Annotated in this window: 24 protein-coding genes and 1 pseudogene; 12 read left to right on the forward strand and 13 right to left on the reverse strand. The window is 70.8% G+C overall.

Going from position 1 to position 25,661, the window contains the following annotated elements:
• Nucleotides 1-59 precede the first annotated feature (59 nt).
• The 4 genes from P2Q00_RS23940 to P2Q00_RS23955 are packed head-to-tail and all read left to right on the forward strand — an operon-like array spanning nt 60 to nt 4,144.
• Complete coding sequence (locus P2Q00_RS23940; RefSeq protein WP_275774719.1) at nt 60-1,046, forward strand: ABC transporter permease; 987 nt, start codon at nt 60-62, stop codon at nt 1,044-1,046.
• Nucleotides 1,039-1,959, forward strand: a complete 921-nt coding sequence (locus tag P2Q00_RS23945) for an ABC transporter permease (RefSeq protein WP_275774720.1) — start codon at nt 1,039-1,041, stop codon at nt 1,957-1,959. The genes P2Q00_RS23940 and P2Q00_RS23945 overlap by 8 nt, the downstream gene beginning before the upstream one ends.
• Nucleotides 1,956-3,074 carry an ABC transporter ATP-binding protein gene (locus P2Q00_RS23950; protein ID WP_275774721.1) on the forward strand — a complete coding sequence of 373 codons (1,119 nt, stop codon included), beginning with the start codon at nt 1,956-1,958 and terminating at the stop codon, nt 3,072-3,074. The genes P2Q00_RS23945 and P2Q00_RS23950 overlap by 4 nt, the downstream gene beginning before the upstream one ends.
• Complete coding sequence (locus P2Q00_RS23955; RefSeq protein ID WP_275774722.1) at nt 3,071-4,144, forward strand: ABC transporter ATP-binding protein; 1,074 nt, start codon at nt 3,071-3,073, stop codon at nt 4,142-4,144. The genes P2Q00_RS23950 and P2Q00_RS23955 overlap by 4 nt, the downstream gene beginning before the upstream one ends.
• Here P2Q00_RS23955 and P2Q00_RS23960 read toward each other — a convergent pair.
• The 3 genes and pseudogenes from P2Q00_RS23960 to P2Q00_RS23970 all read right to left on the reverse strand — a co-directional run bounded on the left by P2Q00_RS23960 (nt 4,117) and on the right by P2Q00_RS23970 (nt 7,111).
• Nucleotides 4,117-5,169 (reverse strand): protein kinase family protein, encoded by a 1,053-nt coding sequence (locus tag P2Q00_RS23960; protein ID WP_275774723.1) that lies wholly within the window; start codon nt 5,167-5,169, stop codon nt 4,117-4,119. The genes P2Q00_RS23955 and P2Q00_RS23960 overlap by 28 nt on opposite strands.
• A gap of 70 nt (nt 5,170-5,239) precedes the next feature.
• Nucleotides 5,240-5,693: pseudogene (locus P2Q00_RS51155) on the reverse strand (MBL fold metallo-hydrolase).
• A gap of 62 nt (nt 5,694-5,755) precedes the next feature.
• On the reverse strand, nt 5,756-7,111 hold the full coding sequence (locus P2Q00_RS23970; RefSeq protein ID WP_275774724.1) for a dipeptidase: 1,356 nt from the start codon (nt 7,109-7,111) through the stop codon (nt 5,756-5,758).
• A 133-nt stretch (nt 7,112-7,244) separates the two neighbouring features.
• Between P2Q00_RS23970 and P2Q00_RS23975 the strand changes: the two genes are divergently transcribed.
• Nucleotides 7,245-8,495 carry a geranylgeranyl reductase family protein gene (locus P2Q00_RS23975; RefSeq protein WP_275774725.1) on the forward strand — a complete coding sequence of 417 codons (1,251 nt, stop codon included), beginning with the start codon at nt 7,245-7,247 and terminating at the stop codon, nt 8,493-8,495.
• Here P2Q00_RS23975 and P2Q00_RS23980 read toward each other — a convergent pair.
• The gene (locus tag P2Q00_RS23980; protein ID WP_275774726.1) at nt 8,485-8,934 is read right to left on the reverse strand and encodes a nitroreductase family deazaflavin-dependent oxidoreductase; all 450 of its coding nucleotides are present in this window, start codon (nt 8,932-8,934) and stop codon (nt 8,485-8,487) included. The genes P2Q00_RS23975 and P2Q00_RS23980 overlap by 11 nt on opposite strands.
• Nucleotides 8,935-9,104: 170 nt before the next feature.
• On the opposite strand from P2Q00_RS23980, the gene P2Q00_RS23985 reads away from it, so the two are divergent.
• The 3 genes from P2Q00_RS23985 to P2Q00_RS23995 all read left to right on the forward strand — a co-directional run bounded on the left by P2Q00_RS23985 (nt 9,105) and on the right by P2Q00_RS23995 (nt 11,832).
• The gene (locus P2Q00_RS23985) at nt 9,105-9,791 is read left to right on the forward strand and encodes a TetR/AcrR family transcriptional regulator (protein WP_275774727.1); all 687 of its coding nucleotides are present in this window, start codon (nt 9,105-9,107) and stop codon (nt 9,789-9,791) included.
• 143 nt (nt 9,792-9,934) lie between these two features.
• A complete protein-coding gene (locus P2Q00_RS23990; protein ID WP_275774728.1) occupies nt 9,935-11,170 on the forward strand; it encodes a sensor histidine kinase in 1,236 nt (411 codons plus the stop codon).
• On the forward strand, nt 11,167-11,832 hold the full coding sequence (locus tag P2Q00_RS23995) for a response regulator (protein ID WP_275774729.1): 666 nt from the start codon (nt 11,167-11,169) through the stop codon (nt 11,830-11,832). Before P2Q00_RS23990 ends, P2Q00_RS23995 begins: the two co-directional genes overlap by 4 nt.
• On the opposite strand, the gene P2Q00_RS24000 is transcribed toward P2Q00_RS23995, so the two are convergent.
• Entirely contained in the window at nt 11,793-12,077 is a 285-nt protein-coding gene (locus tag P2Q00_RS24000) for a DUF6332 family protein (RefSeq protein WP_275774730.1), read from the reverse strand. The two genes, P2Q00_RS23995 and P2Q00_RS24000, sit on opposite strands and share 40 nt — an antisense overlap.
• Nucleotides 12,078-12,156: 79 nt before the next feature.
• The gene (locus P2Q00_RS24005; RefSeq protein ID WP_275774731.1) at nt 12,157-13,641 is read right to left on the reverse strand and encodes an MFS transporter; all 1,485 of its coding nucleotides are present in this window, start codon (nt 13,639-13,641) and stop codon (nt 12,157-12,159) included.
• An 86-nt stretch (nt 13,642-13,727) separates the two neighbouring features.
• Between P2Q00_RS24005 and P2Q00_RS24010 the strand changes: the two genes are divergently transcribed.
• The gene (locus P2Q00_RS24010; RefSeq protein WP_275774732.1) at nt 13,728-14,120 is read left to right on the forward strand and encodes a MarR family winged helix-turn-helix transcriptional regulator; all 393 of its coding nucleotides are present in this window, start codon (nt 13,728-13,730) and stop codon (nt 14,118-14,120) included.
• Here the strand turns inward: P2Q00_RS24010 and P2Q00_RS24015 are convergent.
• Together P2Q00_RS24015 and P2Q00_RS24020 are read right to left on the reverse strand one after the other, a co-directional pair.
• Nucleotides 14,107-14,847, reverse strand: a complete 741-nt coding sequence (locus tag P2Q00_RS24015) for a maleylpyruvate isomerase family mycothiol-dependent enzyme (RefSeq protein WP_275774734.1) — start codon at nt 14,845-14,847, stop codon at nt 14,107-14,109. The two genes, P2Q00_RS24010 and P2Q00_RS24015, sit on opposite strands and share 14 nt — an antisense overlap.
• A 272-nt stretch (nt 14,848-15,119) precedes the next feature.
• Nucleotides 15,120-15,728 carry a TetR/AcrR family transcriptional regulator gene (locus P2Q00_RS24020; RefSeq protein WP_275774735.1) on the reverse strand — a complete coding sequence of 203 codons (609 nt, stop codon included), beginning with the start codon at nt 15,726-15,728 and terminating at the stop codon, nt 15,120-15,122.
• 87 nt (nt 15,729-15,815) lie between these two features.
• Here P2Q00_RS24020 and P2Q00_RS24025 point away from each other — a divergent pair, with 87 nt between their 5' ends.
• Nucleotides 15,816-16,577, forward strand: a complete 762-nt coding sequence (locus P2Q00_RS24025) for an SDR family NAD(P)-dependent oxidoreductase (protein WP_275774736.1) — start codon at nt 15,816-15,818, stop codon at nt 16,575-16,577.
• A gap of 215 nt (nt 16,578-16,792) precedes the next feature.
• On the opposite strand, the gene P2Q00_RS24030 is transcribed toward P2Q00_RS24025, so the two are convergent.
• The 3 genes from P2Q00_RS24030 to P2Q00_RS24040 all read right to left on the reverse strand — a co-directional run bounded on the left by P2Q00_RS24030 (nt 16,793) and on the right by P2Q00_RS24040 (nt 21,045).
• Nucleotides 16,793-18,973 carry an MMPL family transporter gene (locus tag P2Q00_RS24030; RefSeq protein WP_275774737.1) on the reverse strand — a complete coding sequence of 727 codons (2,181 nt, stop codon included), beginning with the start codon at nt 18,971-18,973 and terminating at the stop codon, nt 16,793-16,795.
• A 243-nt stretch (nt 18,974-19,216) separates the two neighbouring features.
• Nucleotides 19,217-19,771: a hypothetical protein gene (locus tag P2Q00_RS24035; RefSeq protein WP_275774738.1), complete on the reverse strand. Its 555-nt coding sequence runs from the start codon at nt 19,769-19,771 to the stop codon at nt 19,217-19,219.
• 77 nt (nt 19,772-19,848) lie between these two features.
• Nucleotides 19,849-21,045 (reverse strand): L,D-transpeptidase, encoded by a 1,197-nt coding sequence (locus tag P2Q00_RS24040; RefSeq protein WP_275774739.1) that lies wholly within the window; start codon nt 21,043-21,045, stop codon nt 19,849-19,851.
• Between the two features lie 196 nt (nt 21,046-21,241).
• On the opposite strand from P2Q00_RS24040, the gene P2Q00_RS24045 reads away from it, so the two are divergent.
• Together P2Q00_RS24045 and P2Q00_RS24050 are read left to right on the forward strand one after the other, a co-directional pair.
• Nucleotides 21,242-21,559, forward strand: a complete 318-nt coding sequence (locus P2Q00_RS24045; RefSeq protein ID WP_275774740.1) for an alpha-hydroxy-acid oxidizing protein — start codon at nt 21,242-21,244, stop codon at nt 21,557-21,559.
• Nucleotides 21,560-21,661: 102 nt separating this feature from the next.
• Nucleotides 21,662-22,477, forward strand: coding sequence for an alpha-hydroxy acid oxidase (locus P2Q00_RS24050; RefSeq protein WP_439145902.1), 816 nt, complete (start codon nt 21,662-21,664; stop codon nt 22,475-22,477).
• A gap of 79 nt (nt 22,478-22,556) precedes the next feature.
• Here P2Q00_RS24050 and P2Q00_RS24055 read toward each other — a convergent pair whose 3' ends face one another.
• Nucleotides 22,557-23,759, reverse strand: a complete 1,203-nt coding sequence (locus P2Q00_RS24055; protein WP_275774741.1) for an MFS transporter — start codon at nt 23,757-23,759, stop codon at nt 22,557-22,559.
• Between the two features lie 116 nt (nt 23,760-23,875).
• A complete protein-coding gene (locus P2Q00_RS24060; protein WP_275774742.1) occupies nt 23,876-25,555 on the reverse strand; it encodes a protein kinase domain-containing protein in 1,680 nt (559 codons plus the stop codon).
• Nucleotides 25,556-25,661: the final 106 nt, after the last annotated feature.

Genomic DNA, 25,661 nt, shown 5'->3' on the forward strand with positions numbered 1-25,661 from the left:
CTCATCGAGCCCGGTCCCGGCGACCCCGGGACCGGGTCCCGCCCGCGAGAGAAGACCGCATGCTCGCCTACACCGTGCGCCGCATCCTCGTCTCGATCCCCGTCCTGATCGCCTCGACGTTCATCGTGTTCCTGGTCGTCGTGAACGCCGGCGACCCGGTCGCCAACTTCGCCACCTCACGGCAGCCCCCGCCGAGCAAGGCGGCCGTCGCAGCGTTCTCCCGGCACATCCACGCCGACGAGCCCGCCGTACAGCGCTACTGGAACTGGATCACCGGAGTCCTGCACGGCGACTGGGGACCGTCGGTGCAGCCCAACCTGGACATCGGGCACGATCTGTTCACCCGCTTCCGGGTGACCGTCACCCTGGTCGCGGCCGCAATGATCATCGCGCTGATCCTGGCGGTGGTCTTCGGTGTGTTCAGTGCGATCCGCCAGTACACCGCCGCCGACTACACCATCACCTTCTTCGGCTTCCTCTTCCTCGCCATGCCGGTGTTCTGGTTCGCAGTGCTGCTCAAGCAGGCCGGAATCTGGTTCAACGAACAGACCGGCAGCCAGTTCCTCGGGACCATCGGCGAGAAGTCGCCGTACCTCGAAGTCGACACCGCCTGGAACGAGTTCAGCGACCGCATCGGCCACCTCGTGCTGCCCACGATCACCCTGGCCCTGGTCTCGTTCGCCTCCTGGACCCGCTACACCCGCGCCTCCATGCTGGAGGTCCTGAACAGCGACTACGTCCGTCTCGCCCGCGCCAAGGGGCTGCGCCGCCGCACGGTCATGGTGCGGCACGCGCTGCGCACCGCCCTCATTCCGCTGACCACCGTCACCGCGCTGGACATCGCGATCATCCTGGGCGGCGCGGTGATCACGGAGACGATCTTCCAGTGGCACGGCATGGGGGAGATGCTCGTCGAGTCGGCCGCGACCGTCGACGTCTACCGGACCATGGCGTGGCTGCTGCTCTCCGCGGTCGTCGTCATCGGCTTCAACCTCATCGCCGATCTCCTCTACGCCGTACTCGACCCGAGGATCCGCTATGACTGACACCGAGGCAGCCGGATCCGCGGGCACCCAACTGCCGCCCACCGAGCGCGAGTTCACTGTCAGGCAGCGCACCCAGACCCAGCTGGTGCTGCGCCGGTTCCTGCGGCACCGGGCCGCCATGGTCAGCCTGGTGGTCTTCGTACTGATCCTGTTGTGGGCGTTCATCGGCCCGCACCTGTGGCACTACTCGTACCAGAAGTACACGCCGGACAACTCCCAACCCCCGTCCGGGAAACACCCGTTCGGCACCAACGCCTCCGGCTACGACGCCTACGCCCAGGTCATGCGCGGCACCCAGACCTCGCTGAAGATCGCCATCCTGATCGCGCTCGGCTCCACCTTCGTCGGCGCGATCTGGGGCGCGGTGGCCGGCTTCTACCGGGGCTTCGTCGATTCGTTGATGATGCGCATCGCCGATCTGGTGCTCACGCTGCCGCTGTTTGCGATCGCCCTGGTCATCTCCTCCCGCAGCGGCGGCTCCTGGTACTGGATCGCCGCCGTCATCGCCGGACTGACCTGGGCGTACGTGGCCCGGGTGGTGCGCGCCACCGTACTGTCGCTGCGCGAGAAGGAGTTCGTGGAGGCGGCTAAGGCGCTCGGTGCCTCGGACGCCCGGATCATCTTCCGGCATCTGCTGCCGAACGCGCTCGGCCCGATCATCGTCAACGCCACCGTGCTGGTCGCCACCGGCATCCTCACCGAGACGGCGTTGTCCTTCGTCGGCTTCGGCGTCCAACCACCCGACACCTCCCTGGGGTTGCTCGTCTCCCAGGCGCAGACGGCGGTCGACACCCGGCCCTGGCTCTTCTACATCCCCGGCGCGTTCATCATCGCCATCGCCCTGACCATCAACTTCATCGGCGACGGACTGCGCGACGCCTTCGACCCCCGGCAGCAAAGGGTGCGACAGTGACGGTCATCCAGAAGGGCGAGGATTCGGGCGCGGTCCTCGAAGTCGAGGATCTGAGCGTGGAGTTCCCCACCGAGGACGGTCTTGTACGGGCCGTGCGTGGCGTCGGCTACCGCCTCGACCGCGGCGACTCGCTGGGCATCGTCGGCGAGTCCGGCTCCGGCAAGTCGGTCACCGCGCTCGCCGTGATGGGACTGCTGCCGGCCACCGCGCGGGTGCGCGGCTCGGTCCGCTTCGAGGGCACGGAGCTGCTGGGTCTGCCGGACGCGCGCCTGTCGGACCTGCGCGGCAGCGGTATCGCGATGATCTTCCAGGACCCGATGACCTCGCTCAACCCGGTCTACTCCGTCGGCTACCAGATCGCCGAGACGCTACGACGCCACCAACCCGGCCTGAAGTCCCGCGCCGCCCGCGACCGAGCCGTCGACCTGCTCGGCACGGTCGGCATCCCCAGCCCCGAGCGGCGCGTCGACAACTATCCGCACGAGCTCTCCGGCGGCATGCGCCAGCGCGTGGTCATCGCCATCGCCATGGCCAACGACCCCGACGTGATCATCGCTGACGAGCCGACCACCGCCCTCGACGTCACCGTGCAGGCGCAGATCCTCGACGCCCTGGAGACGGCCCGCGCCGAGACCGGCGCCGCCCTCGTGCTCATCACCCACGACCTGGGCGTGGTCGCCGGACACAGCGACCGGGTCGCCGTCATGTATGCGGGCCGCATCGTGGAGACCGGCTCCGTCGAGGACATCTTCTACACCCCGCGCATGCCCTACACCCTCGGCCTGCTCGGCTCGCTGCCCCGCATGGACCGGGAGGAGGAACGCCTCACCCCGATCACCGGCTCCCCGCCCTCCATGCTGAATCTCCCGCCCGGCTGCCCCTTCGCCCCGCGCTGCCCCCTGCGCCGGGCGGCCTGTGACACCACGGAACCCGCACTGCGCAAAGCCGGGCACGACCTGCACCTCAGCGCCTGCCACTTCGCCGACGAACTCGTCGACACCGGCGCCGCGGACGTGTTCGACGCGGTCGGCGCCGACTCCGAGGCGCTGGCCCGCTTCGCCGACACGACGACGCCCTCGCCCCACTCGACGAACGCCGAGGAGGACTCCGAATGAGCGCCCCCGCCCAGGCCGCCGCCGCGCCCCTGCCCCCGCTGCCCGGGCACGGCGGCACCGGCGAAGCGGTCCTCCAGGTCCGCGACCTGGTGAAGCACTTCCCGGTCATGTCCAGCGGTGTCGTACGCCGCCGCGTCGGCGAGGTGCACGCCGTCTGCGGGGTCTCCTTCGACCTGTTCCAGCACGAGACCCTCGGCCTCGTCGGCGAGTCCGGCTCCGGCAAGACGACCACCGCACGCACCATCCTGGGCCTGGAGTCCGCCACTTCTGGCCAGGTCCGCTACCGCGGCACCGAACTGACCGAACTGAGCAGACGCCGGATGCGGCCGCTGCGCCGCGAACTGCAGATCGTCTTCCAGGACCCGTACGCCTCCCTCGACCCGCGCATCAACGTCCACGAGATCGTCGCCGAACCCCTGCGCATCCACGGCCGCTACGACGCCGGCGGCAAGGACGAGGTGCGTGAGCTGCTGCGTCTGGTCGGCCTGAACCCCGAGCACGGCAACCGGTACGCCCACGAGTTCTCCGGCGGGCAGCGCCAACGCATCGGTATCGCACGGGCGTTGGCCCTGCACCCCAAGGTGATCGTGCTGGACGAGCCGGTGTCGGCGCTCGACGTGTCGATCCAGGCGGGCGTCCTCAATCTGCTGATGGACCTGCAGAGCGAGCTGGGCCTGTCCTTCCTCTTCGTCGCCCACGACCTGTCGGTGATGCGGCATGTGGCCGGCCGGGTGGCGGTCATGTACCTGGGCCGCCTGGTCGAAGTCGCCCCCGCCCGCCGCCTGTTCACCGCCCCCGCGCACCCCTACACCCAGGCCCTCGTCTCCGCCATCCCGCTCCCGGACCCGCGCAAGGAGCGCGCCCGCAAACGCATCCTCGTCCAGGGCGACATCCCCAGCCCGGTCCGCCCGCCCAGCGGCTGCCGCTTCCGCACCCGCTGCCCCAAGTTCGCGAGCCGGCTGACGGAGAGCGAACGCGAGGCCTGCGTCGAGGAAGTGCCCGCGCTGATCGACCGGGGCGGCGGAAACCCGGTCGCCTGCCACTACGCGGAGAGCGTGGAACTGTTGTAGGCGAGCCGCAGTTCCTCGTAGGGGTAGGGGGTCTGCCTGCTCTCGTTCCGCAGGCGGCCGAAGAAGCCGTTGAAGACGGCGGTGAGCGGCGCATCGCGGGTGATGATCGCTGCGGCGGCCTTGGGGATGCCGTCGGCGTGCGCCCCGATCGCGCAGGCCCGGACGAAGGCCTCCCGCTCCTGCCGGTCGTACCCGTACAGGGCGGTGACGAGCCAGTTCACCAGGTGGGCCCGGGAGTAGACGAGGTCGTAGTCGCGATGCCGGTCGAGGAACGCGCGCTCCTGCCGGGAGAGCCGGAAGCGAGGGCTGAACGCGAGGCCGTAGTCGGCCAGGAAGAAGTCCTCGCCGTCGGTGAGGACGTTCTGGAAGTGGACGTCGAAATGCAGGAGCCGGCTGTCGTGGAGGAAGGAGTTCAGCGTCCCCAGCCACTGGTTCACCCGATGGCAGACCCGGTCCGCGTCGTCGGTGCGCACCTGTGTGTCGAGCCAGTCGTGGAGGGTGTGCGGGACGTACTCCAGGAACAGCGTCAGGCTCGCCGACGCCGTCCGCTGGGCCTCGACGCGCTCGCGTACCTGCAAGGCTCCGCCCCAGTAGGCGACCGTGCTTTCCACGTCGGCCAGTTCCTCGGGAAGGGGCTGCACCTCGTCCGGCAGGACCCGCCAGTGATGCATCAGCGGAAAGCCCGGGAAACGGTCGGACAGCACCCAGTTCGTCGTCATCGTGTGCACGGCCAGCTCGCGCCAGGCACCGAAACTCGGACCGCCGATGCCGTAGTGGCAGAAGGACGGCAGCTCGAAGAGGTTCGCCGTGGACCGCGTGTTCTCGGGCAGCCGCTCGAGGTCCGTGAGCGGCACCCGCTTCACGAACACCGGGCTGCCGTCCACCTCGACCAGCGCCGACCGCCCACCGATCCCGACGCCGACGGGCGTCCCCGACGCCACGAGCTCCACCAGCTCGCGGTCGCTGAGCAAGGCCAGGAAGGTGGCGAGGTCGGTGTGGGCGGCGCGACGCGTGGCGGAGGACATGACCTCCATGGTCAGGGTGACACCGGATACCTGTCTGCCGATCGGCGAAGGACCGTCCCCGCGTGTCCGATCACCGGATCGCCGGATCACCGTGCCCGAAGCAGGCCACGTCGGTGTCGAGCCCCGCGAGCCGGCGGAACGAGGCGATCAGTTGCGCTCGGTCGAGGTTGAACACGCCCGGGATCAGACGGCCGTGGACCGGCGATGCCGCCACAGTGTGTGGATCACCTGGGCTCCGCCGCCGAGGTCGAGGACGTCGCCGTCGGAGACTTCGGTGACCTGTGGCGGTCGTACGAAGCCGCCTTCGGGGAGCTGCCGGGCGGCCTCGGCGTGGATCGGGTGCTCCCAGTCCTCGAACACCGGGGGCGGGCCCGGGCGGCTCCACCACGGCGGCGACGGCGGCGTGCGAGCCGCCGGGACCCGCGTCGATCAGCGTCAACTCGTTGTCGTCGCACCAGAGATAGGCCTGACCGACGGGAAAGCGCAGGAGGCGGAGACGGGGGGAGGAGTTCTACGACGTCCATGAGTACGACCGTAGAAGGGCCCCCGTCCGCGGACGAGGGCCCTCGGCTGACAGCAGAGGGGCTCAGCCGGCCGCGTAATTGCGCAGGAACAGCGCCTCCGCCACCGACAGTCGCTCCAGTTCCTCGGGCGAGACGCTCTCGTTCACGGCGTGGATCTGGGCCTCCGGCTCGCTCAGGCCGATCAGGAGGATCTCCGCCTGCGGGTAGAGGGCGGCGAGGGTGTTGCACAGGGGGATGGAGCCGCCCTGGCCGGCGTACTGCATCTCCTGGCCGGGGTAGGCGACCGCCATCGCCTCGGCCATCGCCGCGTACGCCGGGCTGGTGGTGTCGGCGCTGAACGCCTGGCCCTGGCCCACCTGTTCGGTACGCACCCGGGCGCCCCACGGCGTGTGCGCCTCCAGGTGGGCCTGCAGCAGCTTGGTCGCCTCGACGGCGTCCACGCCCGGCGGCACCCGCAGGCTGACCAGGGCGCGGGCGCCCGCCTGCACGGACGGCGTGGCGCCGACGACGGGCGGGCAGTCGATGCCGAGGACCGTGACCGCCGGACGCGCCCAGATGCGGTCGGCGACCGGGCCGGAACCGATCAGCTGCACACCGTCCAGCACCTTGGCGTCCTGGCGGAACTGCTCCTCGTCGTACTGCAGACCCTCCCACCGGGTATCGGGGGTGAGCCCGTCGACGGTCGTCGAACCGTCCTGAGCGCGCAGCGAGTCCAGTACGCGGATCAGCGCGCCCAGCGCGTCGGGGGCCGCGCCGCCGAACTGGCCGGAGTGCAGGTTGCCTTCGAGCGTGTCGATCTGCACGCGGACGAGAGTCATGCCGCGCAGGGTGGAGGTGACCGTCGGCAGGCCGACGCGGAAGTTGCCCGCGTCGCCGATGACGATCGTGTCGGCCGCCAGGAGGTCGGGGTGCTGTTCGGCGTACCGCTCCAGGCCGCCCGTGCCCATCTCCTCCGAGCCCTCGGCGATGACCTTGATGTGCACCGGCACACCGCCGTTCGCCTTCAGGGCGCGCAGCGCGAGCAGGTGCATGATCACACCGCCCTTGCAGTCGGCGGCACCGCGCCCGTACCAGCGGCCGTCGCGCTCGGTCAGCTCGAAGGGCGGAGTGGTCCAGGCGCCCTCGTCCAGCGGCGGCTGCACGTCGTAGTGGGCGTAGAGCAGGACGGTCCTGGCGCCCTCGGGTCCGGGCAGATAGCCGTAGACGGACTGCGTGCCGTCGGGGGTGTCGAGGAGGGCGACGTCCTGGAATCCCTCGGCGGTCAGCGCGTCGGCGACCCAGTTCGCGGCGCCCTCGCTCTCGCTCTTCGGGAACTGGTCGAAGTCCGCCACCGACTTGAAGGCCACCAGTTCGGCGAGCTCCGCCTGCGCCCTCGGTATCAGCGAGGCGACGGTCTCGGCGACCGGATTCGACGACATGGGCACGCTCCTTGTGGGTGCGACGTTGTTACAGACAAGTGCCGTCGATCCTCGCACAGCGGCCTGCGGCGACGTCCGCCGTAGGATGCGGGGGACAGTGCGGCAGCGGCTTGATCGGGAGCAGTAGACCATCGTGAGCAGCGAGAACTCTTCGGCGGACGACGTGCAGCGGGTGTGGGACGTCGTCGTGGTGGGCGCGGGACCCGCGGGGGCCTCGGCCGCCTACGCGGCGGCGGTCGCGGGACGCAGCGTCCTGCTGCTGGAGAAGGCGGAGCTGCCGCGCTACAAGACATGCGGCGGCGGGATCATCGGCCCCTCGCGCGACTCCCTGCCGCCCGGCTTCGAGCTGCCGCTGCGGGACCGGGCGCATGCGGTGACGTTCTCCCACAACGGGCGCTTCAACCGGACCCGGCGCTCCAAGCAGATGCTGTTCGGGCTGATCAACCGGGCCGAGTTCGACCAGCAGCTGGTCGAGCACGCGCAGAAGGCGGGCGCCGAGCTGCGTACCGGCGTCACCGTGCAGCGCGTCGAGCAGCACGGGTCGGCGGTGCCGGACCGGCGTACGGTCGCCGTGTTCCTGCAGGGCGGCGAGACGGTGCTCGCGCGGGCCGTGGTGGGCGCGGACGGCAGCGCCAGCCGGATAGCGGCCCACGTCGGGGTGAAGCCGGCCCAGGTGGATCTCGGCCTGGAGGCGGAGATCCCGGTGCCTCAGACCGTCGCCGAGGACTGGCAGGGGCGGGTGCTCATCGACTGGGGGCCGATGCCCGGCAGTTACGGCTGGGTGTTCCCCAAGGGGGACACGCTCACGGTCGGAGTGATCTCGGCGCGCGGTGAAGGCGCGGCCACCAAGCGGTACTTGGAGGGGTTCATCGGGCGGCTCGGTCTCGCCGGGTTCGAACCGAGCATCTCCTCAGGGCACTTGACCCGCTGCCGGGCCGACGACTCGCCGCTGTCGCGCGGGCGGGTGCTGGTGTGCGGGGACGCGGCGGGGCTGCTGGAGCCGTGGACCCGCGAGGGCATCTCGTTCGCGCTGCGCTCGGGGCGGCTCGCGGGGGAGTGGGCGGTGCGGATCGCGGAGGCGCACGACGCCGTGGACACCCGGCGTCAGGCCCTGAACTACGCGTTCGCGATCAAGGCCGGACTGGGCATCGAGATGAGCGTCGGCAGCAGTCTGCTGGCGGTCTTCGAGCGCCGGCCCGGCCTGTTCCATGCGGCGCTGACCGGGTTCCGGCCCGCGTGGAACGCGTTCCGGGACATCACGCGTGGTTCGACGTCCCTCGCCGAGATCGTGCGCGTCCATCCCATGGCGCAGCGTGCCCTGACGGCGCTCGACCGGCGTCCGGTGGGTCCGGTGGGCGGCGAGGCCACCGAGGTCAGCTCCTGACCGTGATCCGGAAGACCGGGTGGTCGGGGGCGATGCGGCGCAGCTCGGCCGCGGGGGAGTCGGGGCCCACGCCGTTGAAGAACACCCCGACCTCGGCCTTCCAGCGCTTGAGGTAGGCGCGCAGCAGCGGTGCCTTGTCGTCGTCGGCGACCTCGGTGGCGGTGAAGACGTCCACGTTCTTGCCGAGCCGCAGCTCGCCGCCGCCCGCGGCGCGCATGTTGTGCGTCCACTGGACGTGACCGCGCGGGGCCAGCAGATACTGCTGTCCGTCCACGGTCAGCAGATTGACCGGGGTGGTCCGCCACTCGCCGCTCTTGCGGCCGCGGACCGCCAGGACCCGCGAACCCCAGACGCTGATGCCGCGCCGGGTCATCCACGCCACCGCGCGGTTGAAGACGTTGACGGTGAACCAGCCGGGCTTCTGGACGTGTGTGGACATGGGGACCTCCGTCGGTGAGTGAAAGAGCGCCGCTCGCTTTTGTGAGCACTGCTCTCGCTTGATGAAGAGTCTGCACGAGATCGGTGCTCCATGGCAAGAGCGCTGCTCTCTTTTTAGTTCGCTGCTCTTCTTTGTGTGCACTGCTCTCGATCCATGGGAGACTGCTCCCCATGACCACCGCACACGGCGCCCGCGCACGAGCCAGGACCGAGGTCACGTCAGCCATCAAGGAAGAGGCGCGCAGACAGCTCGCCGCCGAAGGCGCCGCCAAGCTCTCGCTGCGCGCCGTGGCACGGGAACTCGGCATGGTCTCCTCCGCCCTCTACCGCTACTTCCCGAGCCGCGACGACCTGCTGACCGCTCTCATCATCGACGCCTACGACTCCGTGGGCGAGGCCGCGGAGTCGGCGCACGCCGCCGCGGCCGACACCCCTCCCGTGCAGCGCTGGACCACCGTGTGCGAGGCCGTACGAGACTGGGCCCTCGCGCACCCCCACGAGTACGCGCTGATCTACGGATCGCCGGTCCCCGGCTACACGGCCCCCGATACGACGGTCCCGGCCGCCTCCCGCGTCGGCCTCGTGCTGATCGCCATCGTCCGCGACGCCCGGCAGGGCCCCGGCATGACCCTGCCCCTGCTCCCCGCCGAACTGCGCCCCGAGGCCGAGCGCATGGCGGCCGCCTTCCCCTCCGACCTCCCGCCCGCCGTCGTACCGGCTCTCGTCGCGGCCTGGGCCCAGCTGTTCGGGCTGATCGGGTTCGAGCTGTTCGGCCAGTTCCACCGGGTCGTGGAGGACCGGGAGGCGTTCTTCCGGCATGCGGCGGGGCAGCTCGCGCGCGGGGTCGGGCTGGCGTAAAGGCCTGTCCCCGGGTCGGGCTCGTAGGAGCCTGCGAACAAAGCCTCCAAGCCCCGGTCAGGCCGCCTACTTCCCGGGGAGTACGTCTGATCACCACGCCCGGCGGACGCCCTGCGCGCCCGGTGACGTCTAGCGTGGCGGGCATGGACGAGCAGCGGGTGCACGGGGACGGGCCGCCCCAGTGGTGGCGGCACGGGCCGCCGTGGATGAGCCGCTGGGGCGACGAGCACCGGGGGGCCCGGTGGCCGTGGCGTTCCACCGTGCTGATCACCGTCTTCGTGCTCGTCGGCTCCCACTATGCGGCGCACCAGCAGGAGGGCCGGCGGGCCGACCTCGACGTCTTCGCGCGCGTGCTGCTGCTGGTGGGCTCGGGACTGCTGCTGTGGCGGCGGCGTCATCCGGTGTTCGTGGTGTTCGGCACGGCGGCGGCCGCGATGGTCTATCTGGGTGCCGGGTACGCGTACGGGCCGGTCTTCTTCGCCGTCGCGGTGGCCTGCTTCAGTGCGATCGTCGCGGGACACCGGCGGGCCGTCTGGGGTGCGGTGGCGATGCTGTGGGCCGGGCACATGCTGGTGGCCCACTGGCTCTACCGCTGGCTGCCGCCGTCCAACGACTCGGCTGCCTCCTGGGCGCAGGAGGCCGTGATCGCCGCGTGGGTGGCGGCCATCGTCGCGCTGGCCGAACTGGCCCGGACCCGGCGCGAGCAGTGGACCCGGGAACGGGCCGAACGGGCCGAGGCGGCGCGGCGGCGGGCGGACGAGGAGCGGCTGCGCATCGCCCGCGAACTGCATGACGTCCTCGCCCACAGCATCTCTGTGATCAACGTCCAGGCGGGCGTCGGCCTCGCCCTCCTCGACACCGACCCCGAACAGGCACGCACCGCGCTCACCACCATCAAGGCCGCCAGCAAGGAGGCGCTCGGCGAGGTCCGCCAGGTCCTCGACACGCTCCGCACACCGGGAGACGCGCCGCGCGCTCCGGCGCCCGGCCTCGACCGGCTGCCCGAGCTGGTGGAACAGGCGGCGAGCGCAGGCCTCATGGTGGACGTCGAAGGGGAGCTTCCCCGCCTCGCACCCGGCACCGACCTCGCCGCCTTCCGCATCGTCCAGGAGGCCCTCACCAACGTCGTACGACACTCCGGCTCGCGCCACGCGCGCGTGCACGTCGACCACGACGACCGCACGCTACGGCTGCGGATCGACGACGACGGGCCCGCGACCGGCGCGGATGCGGGCGGCCGCGGCAACGGTCTGGCCGGAATGCGGGAGCGGGCCGCGGCGCTGGGTGGCACGATCGAGGCCGGCCCGCGCGAGGACGGCGGCTTCCGGGTGCTGGCCGTACTGCCGTTGACGGTCAAGGCGAAGGAGGACGACCGGTGATCCGTGTACTGCTCGCCGACGACCAGTCACTGGTGCGGGCCGGATTCAAGGCGCTGCTCGACGCACAGCCGGACATCGAGGTGGCCGGGGAGGCCGCCGACGGTGCGGAGGCGCTGCGCAAGGTGCGCGAACTGCGCCCGGACGTCGTCCTGATGGACATCCGCATGCCGACGCTGGACGGCCTGGCGGCGACTCGCCGGATCACCGACGAGGAGGCCCTGCAGGGCGTCAAGGTGGTCATGCTCACCACCTTCGAGCTCGACGAGTACGTCTTCGAGGCGATCCGCTCCGGGGCCTCCGGCTTCCTGGTCAAGGACACCGAACCGGAAGAACTCCTGCGCGCCGTAAGGGCGGTGGTCGAGGGCGACGCACTGCTCTCACCCGGGGTGACCCGCCGACTGATCGCCGAGTTCGCGGCCCGCTCCAAGGAACCCGCGGGCGCCGACGCCCTCGCCGAACTCACCGAGCGGGAACGGGAGGTGATGGCCCTGGTCGGCATCGGCCTGTCCAACGAGGAGATCGCCCGCCGCCTGGTCGTCAGCCCCCTCACCGCGAAGACCCACGTCAGCCGCACCATGATCAAGCTGGGCGCCCGGGACAGGGCCCAACTGGTCGTCCTCGCCTATGAGTCGGGGTTGGTGCGGCCGGGCTGGCTGGGCTGATCCGGTCGGCGGAAACGCATCAGCACGCTGACGACCCGGGCGAAGAACACCACCGCTGCCACCGTGGCCCCCGAGCCCAGCAGCACACTTCGTACGGCGGCGGACACATCGAAGACGAACGCCGGGCCCGCCACCGTCCCGAAGACCACCGCCGCCGCGAACGCCGCGCTGCACAGTGCGTATCCGATCTCGACGGTGATCGCGTCGCGCTCGGCCTGGTTGCGCCGTCCCCCGTATTCCGTCATACGGGGATTTTCGCTGCTGTGCGCCCGGCGGGGCAAGCAGGCCCCGCCGGGCGCACGCAAGGGAGGTGCCCCCTGGGCCCTAGTCGCGCACGGACACGCGCTCCGCCTCCAGGGAGGTGGACTTGGCGACCACGACGGACTGCTGCGCACGGGGCGTACGCAGACCCGTGAGCGTGATCAGCAACCCGGCGAGGGCGATGCCCGTCACCACCACCAGTCCGGGCCGGTAGCTGTCCAGTACGGCCTGCGGGGTGGCGTGTTCCGGGGCCCCGGCGGTCACCACCGCCGTCACGACGGCCAGGAAGATCGCGCCGCCCACCTGCACCGAGGTGTTGAGCAGCCCGGAGACCATGCCCTGCTCGTGGTCCTCGACCCCGTTGGTGGCCTGGATGTTGAGCGAGGGGAAGACCAGCGCGCAGGCCGCGCCGATCAGCAGCATGGAGGGCAGGATGACGGCGGCGTACACGGGGTCGAGGTTCACGCGCAGGAACAGCGCGTACCCGACGACCATCAGCGCGAAGCCCGCCGCGATCAGCCGCTGGGTGCCGAACCGGTCGACGATCGAACCGACCTTCGTCGAGGACACCGCCACCAGCGCGCCGGCCGGCAGGAAGGCGAGCGCCGTGTGCAGCGCGGACCAGCCGAGCAGCGACTGCATGTACAGGGTCACCAGGAACTGGAAGCCGACGTAGGAGCCGAAGAAGGCCATCGCGCCGAGCTGGGCGCGGATCTGGCTGCCGGAGCGCAGCACGCCGAGCCGGATCAGCGGACCGGGCGAGCGCCGTTCGACGAGGACGAACACGGTGAGCAATGCGGCGACGCCCAGGAAGGACAGCAGAGTTCGGGCCGACGCCCAGCCGACCTGTGGCGCCTGTACGACGGTGAAGACGAGCAGCAGCATGGAGGCGGTGCCGATGACGGCGCCGGGGATGTCGTAGCCGTTGTGGTCGTTCTCGCGCTCGCTGCGCGGCAGCAGCTTGAGGCCCGCCACCAGGGCGATCAGGGCGATGGGCGCGGGCAGCAGCATGGTCAGGCGCCAACTGGCCTCGGTGAGCAGGCCGGAGAGCACCAGACCCATCGAGAAGCCGGTGGCCGCGCAGGTCGTGTAGATGGACAGGGCCCGGTTGCGCAGCGGGCCCTCGGCGAAGGTCGTGGTGATGATGGACAGGCCGGCGGGCGCGGTGAAGGCCGCGCTCAAGCCCTTGATGAAGCGGCTGGCGATCAGCAGCGGGCCCGAGTCGACGAGACCGCCGAGCAGGGAGGCGAGCGCGAACACGCCCAGGGCGACCAGGAAGACCTGGCGCCTGCCCAGCAGGTCGGCGGTGCGCCCGCCGAGCAGCAGCAGTCCGCCGTAGCCCAGGATGTAGCCGCTGACGATCCATTGCAGTGCCGACGTGGACAGATCGAGGTCGGAGCCGATGGACGGCAGCGCGACGCCGACCATCGACACATCGAGCGCGTCCAGGAACATCGCGGCGCACAGCACCAGCAGGGTGCCCCACAGCCGGGGAGTCCAGCGAACCGCCGAGGACGGGGCCGCGGGGGTGGTGAGCGGAGAGGTCATGTCCACAGACACTACATGCGCATGCATGAGATGCAAGTGCATTTAATTCCGATGCAATAATTCTTCTTCTCTGCTACGGTGCGCGGATGGTGGCGAAGAAGGCCGAACAGGCGCTCGTGGACCAGTGGCGGGACATCCTCGCGCTGCATGCCCGCACCCAGTGCGAACTCGATCGCGCGCTGCATCAACACGGCCTGTGCGCCAGCGACTTCGAGGTGCTGGACGTGCTGTCCGGCGACGCGTGCGCCTACCGGGTGCAGGAGATCTCCGAGCGGGTCCATCTCAGCCAGAGCGCGCTGTCGCGGCTGATCGCCCGGCTGGAGAAGGACGGTCTCGTCGAGCGCGCCATGTGCACGGAGGACCGGCGGGGCGTCCGCGTGGCGCTCACCCGGAAGGGGCGCACGCTGCACGGCGAGGTGCTGCCCGTGCAGCGTGCGGTGCTGACGCGGATGCTGACGGGCGACCTCAGCTCCAGGTGACGGCCGACCTCTCGCGCCACAGCACGGCGACGGCGGCGTCCCCGGTCACGTTCGGGAACGGCAGCCGGTTCCACAGCGCCAGGTACAACTGCGCGGCGGGCCCGGCCACTTCGCAGTCGGCGTCTCCTGCCGCGTCCCGCACGGCCACCGGCGCCTCCTGAGACAGTCGTACGGTCCACACCGCGCCGTCCGCGTCCGTCGCCCGCACCCGCAGCACTCGGGGCTCGCCGCTGCGGACCCTGCTCTTGGGGCGGGCGTGGAAGCCGAGCAGCAGCTCGTCGATGCCGTCCGCCGCGAAGCCGGGGGCGATCCCGGTCCGCGCCCCGCCCCTCGCCGACTCCGCGTCGATCCGGTGCACGGTGGTCTCGTGCGCCTGTCGCCGGGCCCAGAACGCGAGGGGTGACGGCGCCGGCAGGAAGTGCCAGCACTGCACGTCGGGCGCGGCGGAGGCGAGGGTGTCGACGAGATGCCGGTGGCCCTCGCGGAACCAGGCCAGCAGTGGGCTGCCGTCGAGGTCGGGCTGCCCACCGTCGGGGTGGTAGGAGGTGTGTCCCTCGGCGACGAAGGCGGCCGCCCAGCGGTGCACCATGCCGGTGTGCCGCAGTAGGTCCCTCACCTGCCAGTCCGGACAGGTCGGCACCTTGGCATCGGTCCCGGCCTCCTCGGCGGCCGCGGCCAGCAACCGGCCCTCCCGGTCCAGGATCTCGACGAACTCGGCTGTCTCCATGGGGCGAGTGTGCCTGATGGAGTGCGGTCGAAGGGAAGAGTGCGGCGCTGTGACCGCTCTGGGCCAACGGCCGGTGAGGGATCCCACAAACGAGCCGCCCGCTGGCGCAAGGGTGGCGGGAGGGTTATGGTCGCTAGGTAGAACGACCGGTCTTCCTACTGCTTGGCGGGCGGCCTCTCGGCGTTCCCTCTGCAAGTCGAACAGAGAAGAAAAAGCTCCATGAAACCCTCCATGAAACCAATGTCTTCCAGAGCCGGGGCGCCCCGGCGCGATCAGCCTCCCGACCGGATCAGCCGTACCGCGTCCAGCAGGGTCTTGTGAGCGGCCGACAAGTCGTCCAGGTAGCCGGCGGCCATCGCGCCGTCGTACAGCATCAGCAGTGCACCGGCGGCCGACTCCGCGTCGGCGTGGCCGAGCCGGGCCAACTGCTCCTGGAAGAGGGTGCGGATCCAGTTCCGGTGGGACGTCACCAGGCCGCGCACCGGATGGTCGGCGTCCGGGTACTCGGCGGCCGCGTTCATGAACGGCGATCCGCGAAAGCCGCGCTCGCGGGCATGCTCGGCGATCGCCTCGAAGATCAGGTCGATGGCCTCCGCGGGAGGGTGCGCGGCGGCCAGCGGTTCGGCCACCCCCTTGTAGTAGGCGTCCTTGGTCTGCAGATAGGCCACGACCAGGTCGTCCTTGGAGGCGAAGTGGCGGTAGAAGGTCGCCTTCGTCACCCCGGCCTCGGCGATCAGCCGCTCCACGCCGATCGCGCGTACGCCCTCGTAATAGAAGAGCCGTGAAGCGGCCCGCACCAGGCGCTCGCGAGGTGGCAGGTCTCCCTCGCTCCTGCTCCCGTGACGTGCTGCGTCGGTGCTCTTCTGCCCAGTGATGCTCACTTCCCCATTGTGCCCTCGGCCCGGCGTTGAGCGGCCTCCACCCTTCTACGGCCCGCGCATGCGGCCGTGTATCGAAAGGCTTGAACCATGACTCGTCGTCTGGAAGGAACCGTCGCCCTGGTCACCGGGGCCTCCAGCGGCATCGGCCGTGCCACCGCCCTGGAGCTCGCCCGCGAGGGTGCCTCCGTGGCGCTGGTCGGCCGGCGCGAGGACCGGCTCAGCGACCTCGCCGCCGAGATCTCCAAGGGCGGCGAACAGGCCCTGGTCGTGCCCGCCGACATCACCACCCCCCAGGCCGCCGCGGAAGCGGTCGAGCGGACCGTCGAGGGCCTGGGCCGCCTGGACACCCTGGTCAACAACGCCGGTCTCATGCTGCTCGGGCCCGCCCCGGGTGCGGACCTGGAGGACTGGCGGCGCATGATCGACATCAATCTGATGGGCCTGATGTACACCGCCCATGCGGCCGTCCCCCATCTGGTCAAGGCCGCCTCCCAGGAGCCGCGTCGGGTCGCCGACATCGTCAACATCGGCTCGCTCGCCGGTCGCAGCGCCTTTGCCATGTCCGCCGTGTACAGCGCCACCAAGTTCGGCGTCGGCGCCTTCAGCGAGGCACTGCGGCAGGAACTGGCGGGCCGGCACGTCCGCGTGTCGGTCGTCGAGCCGGGCAGCGTCGACACCGAACTGCGTACGCACAACCCGGCCGTCATCCAGCAGCACATCGTCGCCGCCCTGGGCGACATCGAGCGGCTGCAGAGCCAGGACATCGCCGACACCGTCGGCTACATCGTCACCCGTCCCCGGCACATGGCCGTCGCCGAACTCCTCGTACGCCCCACTGAGCAGGTCTGAGCCCGGAGTCCGAGGCCCACGCCACCCGCAGGAGCGGGTCGCCGCGGTGAGGAAGCGGGTGCCGCTCCTGCTGGAGGACGAACTCCGCAAGCGGGGTGCGCCATGTCGGAAACACCATCTCAATGACCCCGTTCGCCGCCGCTGACGGCAGGCTTCGTGACGGGACAGGTCTGCCGGGCCGTACGGCCCGGCAGACCTGTCCCGTGATGCTGCTGCTAGTTGCGGCGTCCCGCCGGATCGTGGGTGACCGTGTCCGAGCCCTGGCCGCCCGAACCGATGGACGCGGTGCCCGCGACCGTGGGCTGCTCCGCCCGGTCGGCGTGTCCCGGCCACCAGGCTGCGTGGCCTATCAGTGCGGTGAGGCTCGGCGTGAAGAACATCGCCATCACGAAGGCGGCGACCGCTATGCCGAAGGAGACCGCGAACCCCATCTCCGTGAGCAGGACGTTGCCGGCCAGCATCATGGTGGCGAAGGTCGCCGCCAGGATGAAGCCGGCCGCGGCCACGGTGGGACCCGCATGCCTGAGGGCCATGCCCGCCGCCTCGCGCGGCTCACGGCCCTCGCGGGCCTCCTCCCGGAGGCGGGCGATCATGAGGATGTTGTAGTCGGTGCCGATGGCGACCACGAACAGATACATGATCACCGGCAGCATGAACATCAGCCCCGAGTGCCCCTGTCCTTCCTGGAAGATCCACACCGTGGCGCCGAGAGTGGCGCCGAAGCCGAGCCCCACCGAGGCGATCAGATACCAGGGGGCGACCACGCTGCGCAGCAGCAGCCCCAGAATCACCATGATCAGCAGGGCGGCGACCGGGAAGACCGTCCGGTAGTCGTGGTTCACCGCGGCGTCGATGTCCTTGTAGATCGAGGACATGCCGCCGACGAGGGCCGTGGAGCCCTCGGAGGCGCCGGAGTGGGCCGCCTCGCGCACCCGGCCCACGGTGTCGATCGCCCGGTCCGTGGAGGCCTCGTACTTGAGCGTGACGGTGAAGTCCGCCGTGGTGCCGCCCTTGTTCACCTGGGTCAGACGGGCGCTCGCCACGCCGTCCACGGCGCCGAGCTTCTTCGCGTACGCGGCGAAGGCGGACTTGTCGAGCGGCCGGCCGGCGGTGCTGGACAGGTAGACGTCGGTGGGGGCGGCGGCGCCCGCCGAGTACGCCTTCTGCATCTCGTCCTGGACGACCATGGACTCCTTGGTCTTGGGCATGGAGCCCGACGCCAGGTCGAAGGTGGCCTTGTAGCCAAGCGTCCCCAGCGACAGCGCGATCAGGACGAGACCGGAGAGCGCGGCGGTCAGCGCGGGGCGGCGCTGCACGCCACGGCCCAGCGCCGCGAAACGGGCGTTGTCCGGCTCCCGTTGCCAGGACTTCGAGGGCCAGAAGACCTTCGGGCCGATGAGGGAGACGACGGCCGGGATCAGGGTCAGGCCCGCGATCAGGGTGACGGTGACCGCGATGGCGAGCGCCGGGCCCATCTGCTTGAGGAAGCCCAGCGTGGACAGCGCCAGCGCGAGGAAGGCGATGATCACCGCACCTGCCGCCGAGGCGATGGCCTCGCCGACCCGGCCCACCGCGTTCACCATGGCCTGCTTGGATTCGTCACCGGCGCGCAGGCGTTCGCGATAGCGGAACATCAGGAACAGGAAGTAGTCCGTGCCCACACCGAAGAGCACGACGATCAGGATCGACGAGACGCTGCTGTTGGCCTGCAGGTCGAACAGCTTCGTGGCGTATGCGATCAGCCCGTTGGCGATGGCGGACACCAACCCGATCAGGATCAGCGGCAGAAACGCCAGGATCGGTGCCCGGAAGATGATCAGCAGGGTCACCAGAATGATGACGAAGGTGCCGATGCCGATCAGTGCCTGACCGCGCTTGGACGAGTCCTGCTGGTCGAGTGCCTGCGCGGCGGAGCCGCCGAGCTTCACGTCCAGGTCGGTGCCCTTGGCCAGTTGTTCGACGTCCTCGCGCAACACCTTCGCCGCGTCGGCCTGTTTGGGCTGGCCGGCGTTCTTGCTGTCCATCTGGACCAGGGTCAGGGCGTACCTGCCGTCCTTCGACGGCTGGCCGGGGACGACCTTCTGCACCTGGTCGATGCGCTTCCTGCCCAGCTCGGAGGTGATCCGGGCGACGTCCTGCTGGTCGGCGGCCGTCAACTTGCCGCCGTCGGTGCGCTGGTAGAGCGCGATCGCGGACGGGGTGAAGGCGCTGGGGAACGCCTTCTCCTGAAGAACCGCCGCTTTGATGGACTCGTAACTCTTCGGCAGAAAACTGCTCTCGTCACTGTTCGAGGGCAGGCTCGGGGCAGTGGCCACGATCGCCACCGCGGCGATCAGCCATGCCACGATCGTCCAGACGGGATGTCGGACGACCGTGTTGCCAATACGTCGGAACATGCGGGGGGTCCTCCTGGGTAGGAAGATCACCGCAGCCCGGGGAGCGGTCCCTGGCATCGGCGACCTCGACCGGCACGCGTCCAACGGGCCGGTCGAATGGTTGTCTTGGGAACTTGTGTCGGTGATCCATACGATTCAGCCCGTCAGGTGCCGTGCTGCGCAAGCGAGTTATTGGGTCTGACGGGTGCTCTGCACTGCGTGGACTGCACCGGCACGGCAGAAGTCAGCAGCCCGGATTCCGGGTCAGCCCTGCGTCGTGTACGGCACCACACTCACCTGCAGGGTGAAGGCGGCGCGTGCCGCGCCCGCGATGTCCGGTGCCTTTGCCAGGGCGGTGACCTCGGCCGTGCCGCCCCGGGTGCCGGCGCACCGCAGCGAGGCGCGGGCCGTGCCGTCGGGGTCCAGGCGCCATGCGGAAGCCAGGACGAGGGCTGGCGCGGAGCTGTGCACGGCCATCCATCGCCTGTCGTCCGTGCGGGGCCGCAGGACGAGGGAGATCACGGTTCCCGGCCGTACGCACAGGCGCTGGTGGACCGCGTCGCCGGGGGCGACGCTGATCTCCGTGTGCCCGGCGGCACAGTTGCCCGCCGGAGTCGAGGGCGCCGTGGCCGACTCGCTCGGGCTTCCCCCGGACGGGGTCGCGGACGCGCCCGTCGGTGCAGTGGGGGACGGCCGCGCCGAGCTGCTGCCGGACGCCGACGCCGACGTCGCTCCTGTGGATCCGCCGCCCGCCGACGTGCCGCACGCCGCCAGAGCGACCATTCCGGCGATCATCCACGCCCCGGCCCACCACCGCATGCCGGCACCTCCCGACCCGCTCGTACCGATACCCAGCATCCCGCGGAACACCGCCGGCAGATGCGGGCCGCCGTCTTCTAGTTCAGGGAGTTCAGGGCGCTTCCCTTCTTCCAGGTCTCCCAGGCCACGTTCCAGTCGCCGTAGCCGTTGTTGGCCGCCACGGTCTCGACGGAGTGAACGACCGTGACCGGGTCGCCGGGGTCGACATGGCCGTAGAACCACCTGGCGTCGCCCGTGCTCATGCCGATGCAGCCGTGGCTGCCGTTGACCAGGCCGAACTTGCCCGCGTTCCAGGGTGCGGCGTGCACATAGGTGCCGGACGTGGTGAGCCGGACGTCCCACTTGACCGCGCCCAGGTCGTACGCCTCGGGGCCGAAGATGCGGACGGTCGAGGAGTTCATGCGGATGGTCGGCACCTTGCCCAGGACGACCATCGTGCCGTTCCACGTCTCGTAGCCCCTCTTGCCGCTGGAGACCTTCAGGATCCGCAGCATCCGCCCGTTCCGCCTCACCGTCATCGTCTTCGTCGTGACGTCCACCGTGCTCGTCACGGCATCCCCGATGCGGAAGTTCACGATGCGCTCCTGGGTGCCGTAGACCCCGCTGCCCGTGTTCACGCCTGCCAGGTCCATGCGCAGCGTGATCCGGGTGCCCCGCTGCCAGTACCGCTCGGGGCGGTAGTCGATGCGGTCCTTGCCGCTGCGGTCCTTCATCCAGCTCCAGGCGCCCTCGACCGCGGGGGAGGAGGTGACATGGAGCTTCCGCTCGACTGCCGCCCGGTCGTGGATCGGCTTGTTGAAGATGATCGAGACCGGCATGGCGACGCCGACCGTCATGCCCTTGTCGGGGTAGTACTCGCCGACGACCGCGTTCTGCGGTGCCTCGGTGGTGAAGGAAGCGGTCTTGTCGAGGACCGCGCCGCCTTCCGTCCTGCCGTTCGCCTTGACCGTGTAGGTGGCGCCCGGGGCGAGCGGCGTGGTCGAGGTCCACACGGACTTGTCCTCGGACCAGGTGCCGGAGAGCCGGCCCGGGCCGGGCGAGCCGACCTCGACGGAGATCAGGGATCCGCCCCGTGCACGCACCGTCACCTTCCGGCCGACCGGCACCTTCCCGCTGCCGGCGGCGGGCTGCACGACTATCGCGGGCCCGCCCTTGTCACCGCCGTCCGCCCCGCCACCGGAGGTGCACGCGGCGAGAAGGACGGCGGCGGCCGATGCGAGCGCGAGCGGCGGCACGGTCCGGCGGCCCAGCTGTGCAGGCAGGTGCTGTCCCATGAGACTCTCCCCTTTCCCAAGGGCTGAGTGGCGTGGCTTGTTGCGTTGTTTTGTCGCTTTCCTGGTACCCCGGGAAGGCCCCCCGGCCGACCGGCCCATCGGGTGACTGCTCCAGAGTGACTCATGGGTGACTGCTCAAGGCGGGCGCCACCTGCGCCGTCCTGGGGGACACGCGAATTCGACTCGGAGGTTGGTTGTGACGGAGATCGGCCGCTGGATGGACGGCCTGGAGGAGCAGGCCGCCCGCGCTCTGCCACCTGAGATCTACGGCTATTTCCGCAGAGGAGCCGGTCAGGGCATCAGCGCGGCCGAGGCTGCCACCAGCTGGGACCGGCTGCGACTGCGGCCCCATGTGCTGCGCGACGTATCCGTCTGCGACACCTCGACGACCGTACTGGGCACCCGAGTCGACACGCCCGTCCTAGGGCCTGTTCTGAGTTCCCCGCCTGCACCCCGACGCCCGGCACGCACGCTCGGCGCACGGCGCCGCAGGACAGGTGGCTCCGCCACATGACCTGCGACACCGCACGCCGATCGCACGCACCGAACGCCGCTGCGCCCGCGCTCCGCGCGGACGACGGGGAACTCAGAACAGGCCCTAGCCGCCCCGAGCACCCTGCAGCGCCGGGCGGACCCGGAGGGCGAAGCGGCCACCGCGCGCGGCGTCGCCCGCGCCGGATCGCTGCTGGCGGTGACCTCCAACACGGCGATCCCCTTCTCCGCCCTGCCGGCGAGCGGGGCGCCGTGGTGGGTGCAGGTCTATGTGGCCCGGGACCGGTCGCTGACCGTGGAGGTGCTGGAGCGGGCCAGGGCCGCCGGAGCCCGGGCGGTCGTACTGACGGCCGACACCCCGGTGATCGGCTCGCACGGCAGGCCCGGAGCCCATGTGGCGGACTTCGTCGGACCGGAGGACCTGTACGGCAACGTCACCGGCATCCCCGCCCGGGAGGCGGCCGAGCACGCGGCCGACCTCACCCCGGACGTGATCGCCTGGCTGGGCGAGCAGACGGGGCTTCCGGTCGTGGTCAAAGGGGTGCTACGGGGCGACGACGCGCGCGAGTTCGCGGCGGCCGGTGCCTCCGGGCTCCTGGTCTCCAACCACGGCGGGCGGCAGCTCGACGGGCTGGTGCCGACCGCCTGGGCGCTGCCGGAAGTCGCCGAGGCGGTGGCCGGTACGGGCACGGAGGTCTACGTCGACGGCGGACTGCGCCGCGGCACCCACATCCTGGCCGCTCTCGCGCTCGGCGCCCGCGCGGTGTTCGTCGGACGACCGGTGCTGTGGGCGCTGACGGTCGCCGGGGACGGCGGAGTTGCCCGGTTGCTCGACGAACTCACCGGCGAACTGGCCGAGGCGATGCGGCTGACCGGCGCGTTGTCCCTGGACCAGGTGGAACGCGATCTGCTCTGGACGGCGCTTCCACCTGTGGGCTGAGAGGGCGGGATCCGGCCGCCGAGTCAGCCGGTGGCCGCGCGACGGGTTACTCAGGTTTGCCTCGCGATGTCCGCGCCGGTCACGTCGGCCGGCTCGCTTTTCTGCTGGGGGTCCGGGGGTTATCCCCCCGAAAATGCAGTACCAGCCCGACGAGCGCGGCGATCGCCGCCAGCACGGCGACGCTGGTGAGAGCGGTGGGCAGGGAGAACCAGTCAGCCATGAAACCGATCGCGGGCGGGCCGAGCAGCATGCCGCCGTAGCCGAAGGTGGAGGCGATCGCGACACCGCCGGGGCCGGCCAGCATCCCGGCCCGTTCGACGGCGACCGGGAAGAGGTTGGCGAGACCGAGTCCCGTGACGGCGAAGCCGATGAGAGCCGCCCACAGCGACGGTGACAGGGAGCCGGCCAGCATGCCCAGCGCGGCGGTGGTGCCGCCCGCGACCACGGTGCGGGTACGGCCGAGCCGTTCGAGCAGGGTCGTTCCCGTCAGCCGCCCGATGGTCATGGCGAGTGCAAAGCAGGAGTACCCCATTGCCGCGACGCCCGCGGAGGTGCCCAGGTTCTGTTCCAGATGCAGCGCGCCCCAGTCGGCCATGGCTCCCTCGCCGTAGGCCGTGCACAGGGCGATGAGCCCGAAGACCACCACCAGCCCGCGGCTGCGGCCGTCGAGGCGGCGCGGACTGCCCGGCCCGGCCCCGCCCGCCCGCTCGGGCGGCTTCGGCGGCTGCTGACGCAGGAGCGAACGCCCCGCCACGGCCGTCACCACAAGCCCGATGAAGGTCAGGCCGAGGAGATGCCGAGTCGGGGAGAGATGTCCGGCAACCAGTCCGCCCAGCCCGGCACCGAGCATGCCGCCGAGGCTGAACGCGGCATGGAAACTCGGCATGATCGGCCGCCGCAGGACGGCGACGAGATCGACGGCGGCGCTGTTGAAGGCGACGTTGATACCGCCGTACGCCGCACCGAAGACCAGGAGAACGGCGCCGAGCGCGACTGCCGAATGCGTCAGCGGAGGCAGGGCGACGCTCAGGGAGAGCAGGATGCCGCAGATCACGGTGACCACGTGGCTGCCGTAGCGGCGGCACAGACGTCCGGTGAGCATCATCGTGATCACGGCGCCGGCGGAGACGCCGAGGAGCGCGAGCCCGAGGGTGCCGGCGGAGGCGCCGGTCTGGTGCTTGATGGCCGGGATGCGGACGACCCAGCCGGCGAAGATGAAGCCGTCGAGAGCGAAGAAGACGGTGAGGGCGATGCGCAGGCGGCCGAGGGTGGTGCCCGGCACGGCGTTGTGCGTTCGGACTTTGTTTATTATCGGCACAAAGTCAGGCTAGGCGGGGGCGAGGGCCAGGGCAAGGAAGTTGTCACATGCACGTGAGCGGGGGCCAGGGACCGGCGACATCACTCGGTGCTGCGCAGGGCGGTCCAGGTCGCGTGCCCCACGATGCCGTCGGCGTCGAGCCCCTTGTCGCTCTGGAAGCTCTGCACCGCCGTCTCCGTTCCGGGGCCGAAGTCGCCGTCCACGCCCGTGCTCCCCACGCTGTAACCGCGCTTGACCAGCATGCACTGCACCTGCAGCACACGGTTGCCGCTGTCTCCCTGGCGGGTGCGTCCGTTGCCGGAGTAGTACGTGCAGTCGGAGATCCAGGGCGGGGCTGCGCGCTCGGTGGGCGTGCTGCTCGGGGACGCGGCGGGGTCGGCGGCGGTACTGGGCGCGGTGGCAACGGCCGCGGGGGCGGTCGGACGGCCGGCGTCGGCGGAGCCGGAGACCTCAGGACCCGAGGGGGCGGCGTCGGCGTTCGCGGCGCCGTCGGCGCTCTTGCCGGACACGGACGTCCGGTCCGAGGCCCCGGGCACCGGCGACAAGGGGGCATCACCGGGCATGGTGCCGACGCCGTTCGTCGCACCGGCCTCCGGGGAGGGAGGGGAGGAAGCGGTCGCCGGGGCTTCCTGGTGGGCGAGCAGGAAGCCCGCTGCGGCCACCACGCAGAGGACGACGCCCGCAGCGACGGCCAGCCTCGTCTTCTTCCGCTCCCAGGTGCGGCCTCCCTCCGCGGGTAAGTGCCGCGGTGGTGCGACGGCGGACGCACCTGCCGCCTCCGTCTGCGGTCCGGCACCGGGCGAAGCGGGCCTGCGCAGCACCTCGTACGCCCGCTGCCTGGCCAGCACCCTGCCGCCCAGCGGCTCGGGCCAGATGGACGTCCCGGTGTGTGCTTCGGCCGCGTCGATCAGGTCCTGCGGAGTGGGCCGCCGCTCGGGCTCCTTGGCCAGGCAGGCGGACAGCAGCGAGCCGAGTGCCGCGTCCGCCGCAGAGATCTCACCGATCAGCTCCGGATCCGGTTCTTCGAACGCCACCCGGTGCATCACATCGACACCCGTGCCGTCGCCGAAGGGGGCACGTCCCGTCGCCGCGTAGACCAGCGTCCCGGCCAGCGAGAAGACATCAGACGCCGTGTCGCACCTGCCTGTCCTCAGGTGCTCCGGCGACATATAGGCGGGAGTTCCCACCCGGTTGCCCGTGCCGGTGAGCGCGCTCGCGTCCACCGCCTTCGAAAGACCGAAGTCGATCACGTAGGCGCCGCGGACGCACAGCAGTACGTTCGACGGCTTCAGATCCCGGTGCACGATCCCTGCGGCGGCCAGGCCGGCGAGCGCCCGGCCCAGCTCCGCCACCAGTCGCCAGACCCCCGCAGGCTCCAGGGCGCCGCCCTCGCGTACGGCATCAGCCAGATCCAGCCCCGGGAGGTACTCGGTGGCCATCCACAGCAGTTCCTCCTGGAAGCCGGTACCGCACAGTCTGGGCGTCTGCGGGGTGTGGACCTGGGCGTGCACCGACGCCTCGCGCTCGAACCGGCGCCGGAAGTTGGGGTCGTCCGCGTACTCCGGTCTGATCACCTTCACCGTGACAAGATCGGGGCTGTCCTGCGCGGGGCGTGCCAGATAGACCCGTCCCATCCCACCGCTGCCGAGCAGCGCCAGCGGCACATAGGGGCCGATGCGGCCCGGGTCGCCGGGACGCAGTGGTGAGGCACCGGTCTGTCGCAGTGCGGCGGCCTCGCCCGTCGCCGAGTCCGGTGGCACCGGCCGATGTTCTGACACGGTCCCCCCGAAGTGATGTTTGCCGTACGTCAGTTCGCCCCCAAGAGGAGACGAGGCTAACCCAGCGTCGGCGTGCGTTCAGGGTTTC

Source organism: Streptomyces coacervatus (genome assembly GCF_029223485.1).
In the GTDB taxonomy this organism is placed as follows: domain Bacteria; phylum Actinomycetota; class Actinomycetes; order Streptomycetales; family Streptomycetaceae; genus Streptomyces; species Streptomyces coacervatus.

What these genes read in the sequence shown, in the direction of transcription:
- P2Q00_RS24010 (WP_275774732.1), top strand. Translation starts at nt 13,728, where the DNA reads ATGGTGGCGAAGAAGGCCGAACAGGCGCTCGTGGACCAGTGGCGGGAC.
- P2Q00_RS24005 (WP_275774731.1), bottom strand. Translation starts at nt 13,641, where the DNA reads ATGACCTCTCCGCTCACCACCCCCGCGGCCCCGTCCTCGGCGGTTCGC.
- P2Q00_RS24030 (WP_275774737.1), bottom strand. Translation starts at nt 18,973, where the DNA reads ATGTTCCGACGTATTGGCAACACGGTCGTCCGACATCCCGTCTGGACG.
- P2Q00_RS23945 (WP_275774720.1), top strand. Translation starts at nt 1,039, where the DNA reads ATGACTGACACCGAGGCAGCCGGATCCGCGGGCACCCAACTGCCGCCC.
- P2Q00_RS23990 (WP_275774728.1), top strand. Translation starts at nt 9,935, where the DNA reads ATGGACGAGCAGCGGGTGCACGGGGACGGGCCGCCCCAGTGGTGGCGG.
- P2Q00_RS23970 (WP_275774724.1), bottom strand. Translation starts at nt 7,111, where the DNA reads ATGTCGTCGAATCCGGTCGCCGAGACCGTCGCCTCGCTGATACCGAGG.
- P2Q00_RS23960 (WP_275774723.1), bottom strand. Translation starts at nt 5,169, where the DNA reads ATGTCCTCCGCCACGCGTCGCGCCGCCCACACCGACCTCGCCACCTTC.
- P2Q00_RS24035 (WP_275774738.1), bottom strand. Translation starts at nt 19,771, where the DNA reads ATGCGGTGGTGGGCCGGGGCGTGGATGATCGCCGGAATGGTCGCTCTG.
- P2Q00_RS24015 (WP_275774734.1), bottom strand. Translation starts at nt 14,847, where the DNA reads ATGGAGACAGCCGAGTTCGTCGAGATCCTGGACCGGGAGGGCCGGTTG.
- P2Q00_RS23955 (WP_275774722.1), top strand. Translation starts at nt 3,071, where the DNA reads ATGAGCGCCCCCGCCCAGGCCGCCGCCGCGCCCCTGCCCCCGCTGCCC.
- P2Q00_RS23940 (WP_275774719.1), top strand. Translation starts at nt 60, where the DNA reads ATGCTCGCCTACACCGTGCGCCGCATCCTCGTCTCGATCCCCGTCCTG.
- P2Q00_RS23980 (WP_275774726.1), bottom strand. Translation starts at nt 8,934, where the DNA reads ATGTCCACACACGTCCAGAAGCCCGGCTGGTTCACCGTCAACGTCTTC.
- P2Q00_RS24040 (WP_275774739.1), bottom strand. Translation starts at nt 21,045, where the DNA reads ATGGGACAGCACCTGCCTGCACAGCTGGGCCGCCGGACCGTGCCGCCG.
- P2Q00_RS24025 (WP_275774736.1), top strand. Translation starts at nt 15,816, where the DNA reads ATGACTCGTCGTCTGGAAGGAACCGTCGCCCTGGTCACCGGGGCCTCC.
- P2Q00_RS23985 (WP_275774727.1), top strand. Translation starts at nt 9,105, where the DNA reads ATGACCACCGCACACGGCGCCCGCGCACGAGCCAGGACCGAGGTCACG.
- P2Q00_RS24000 (WP_275774730.1), bottom strand. Translation starts at nt 12,077, where the DNA reads ATGACGGAATACGGGGGACGGCGCAACCAGGCCGAGCGCGACGCGATC.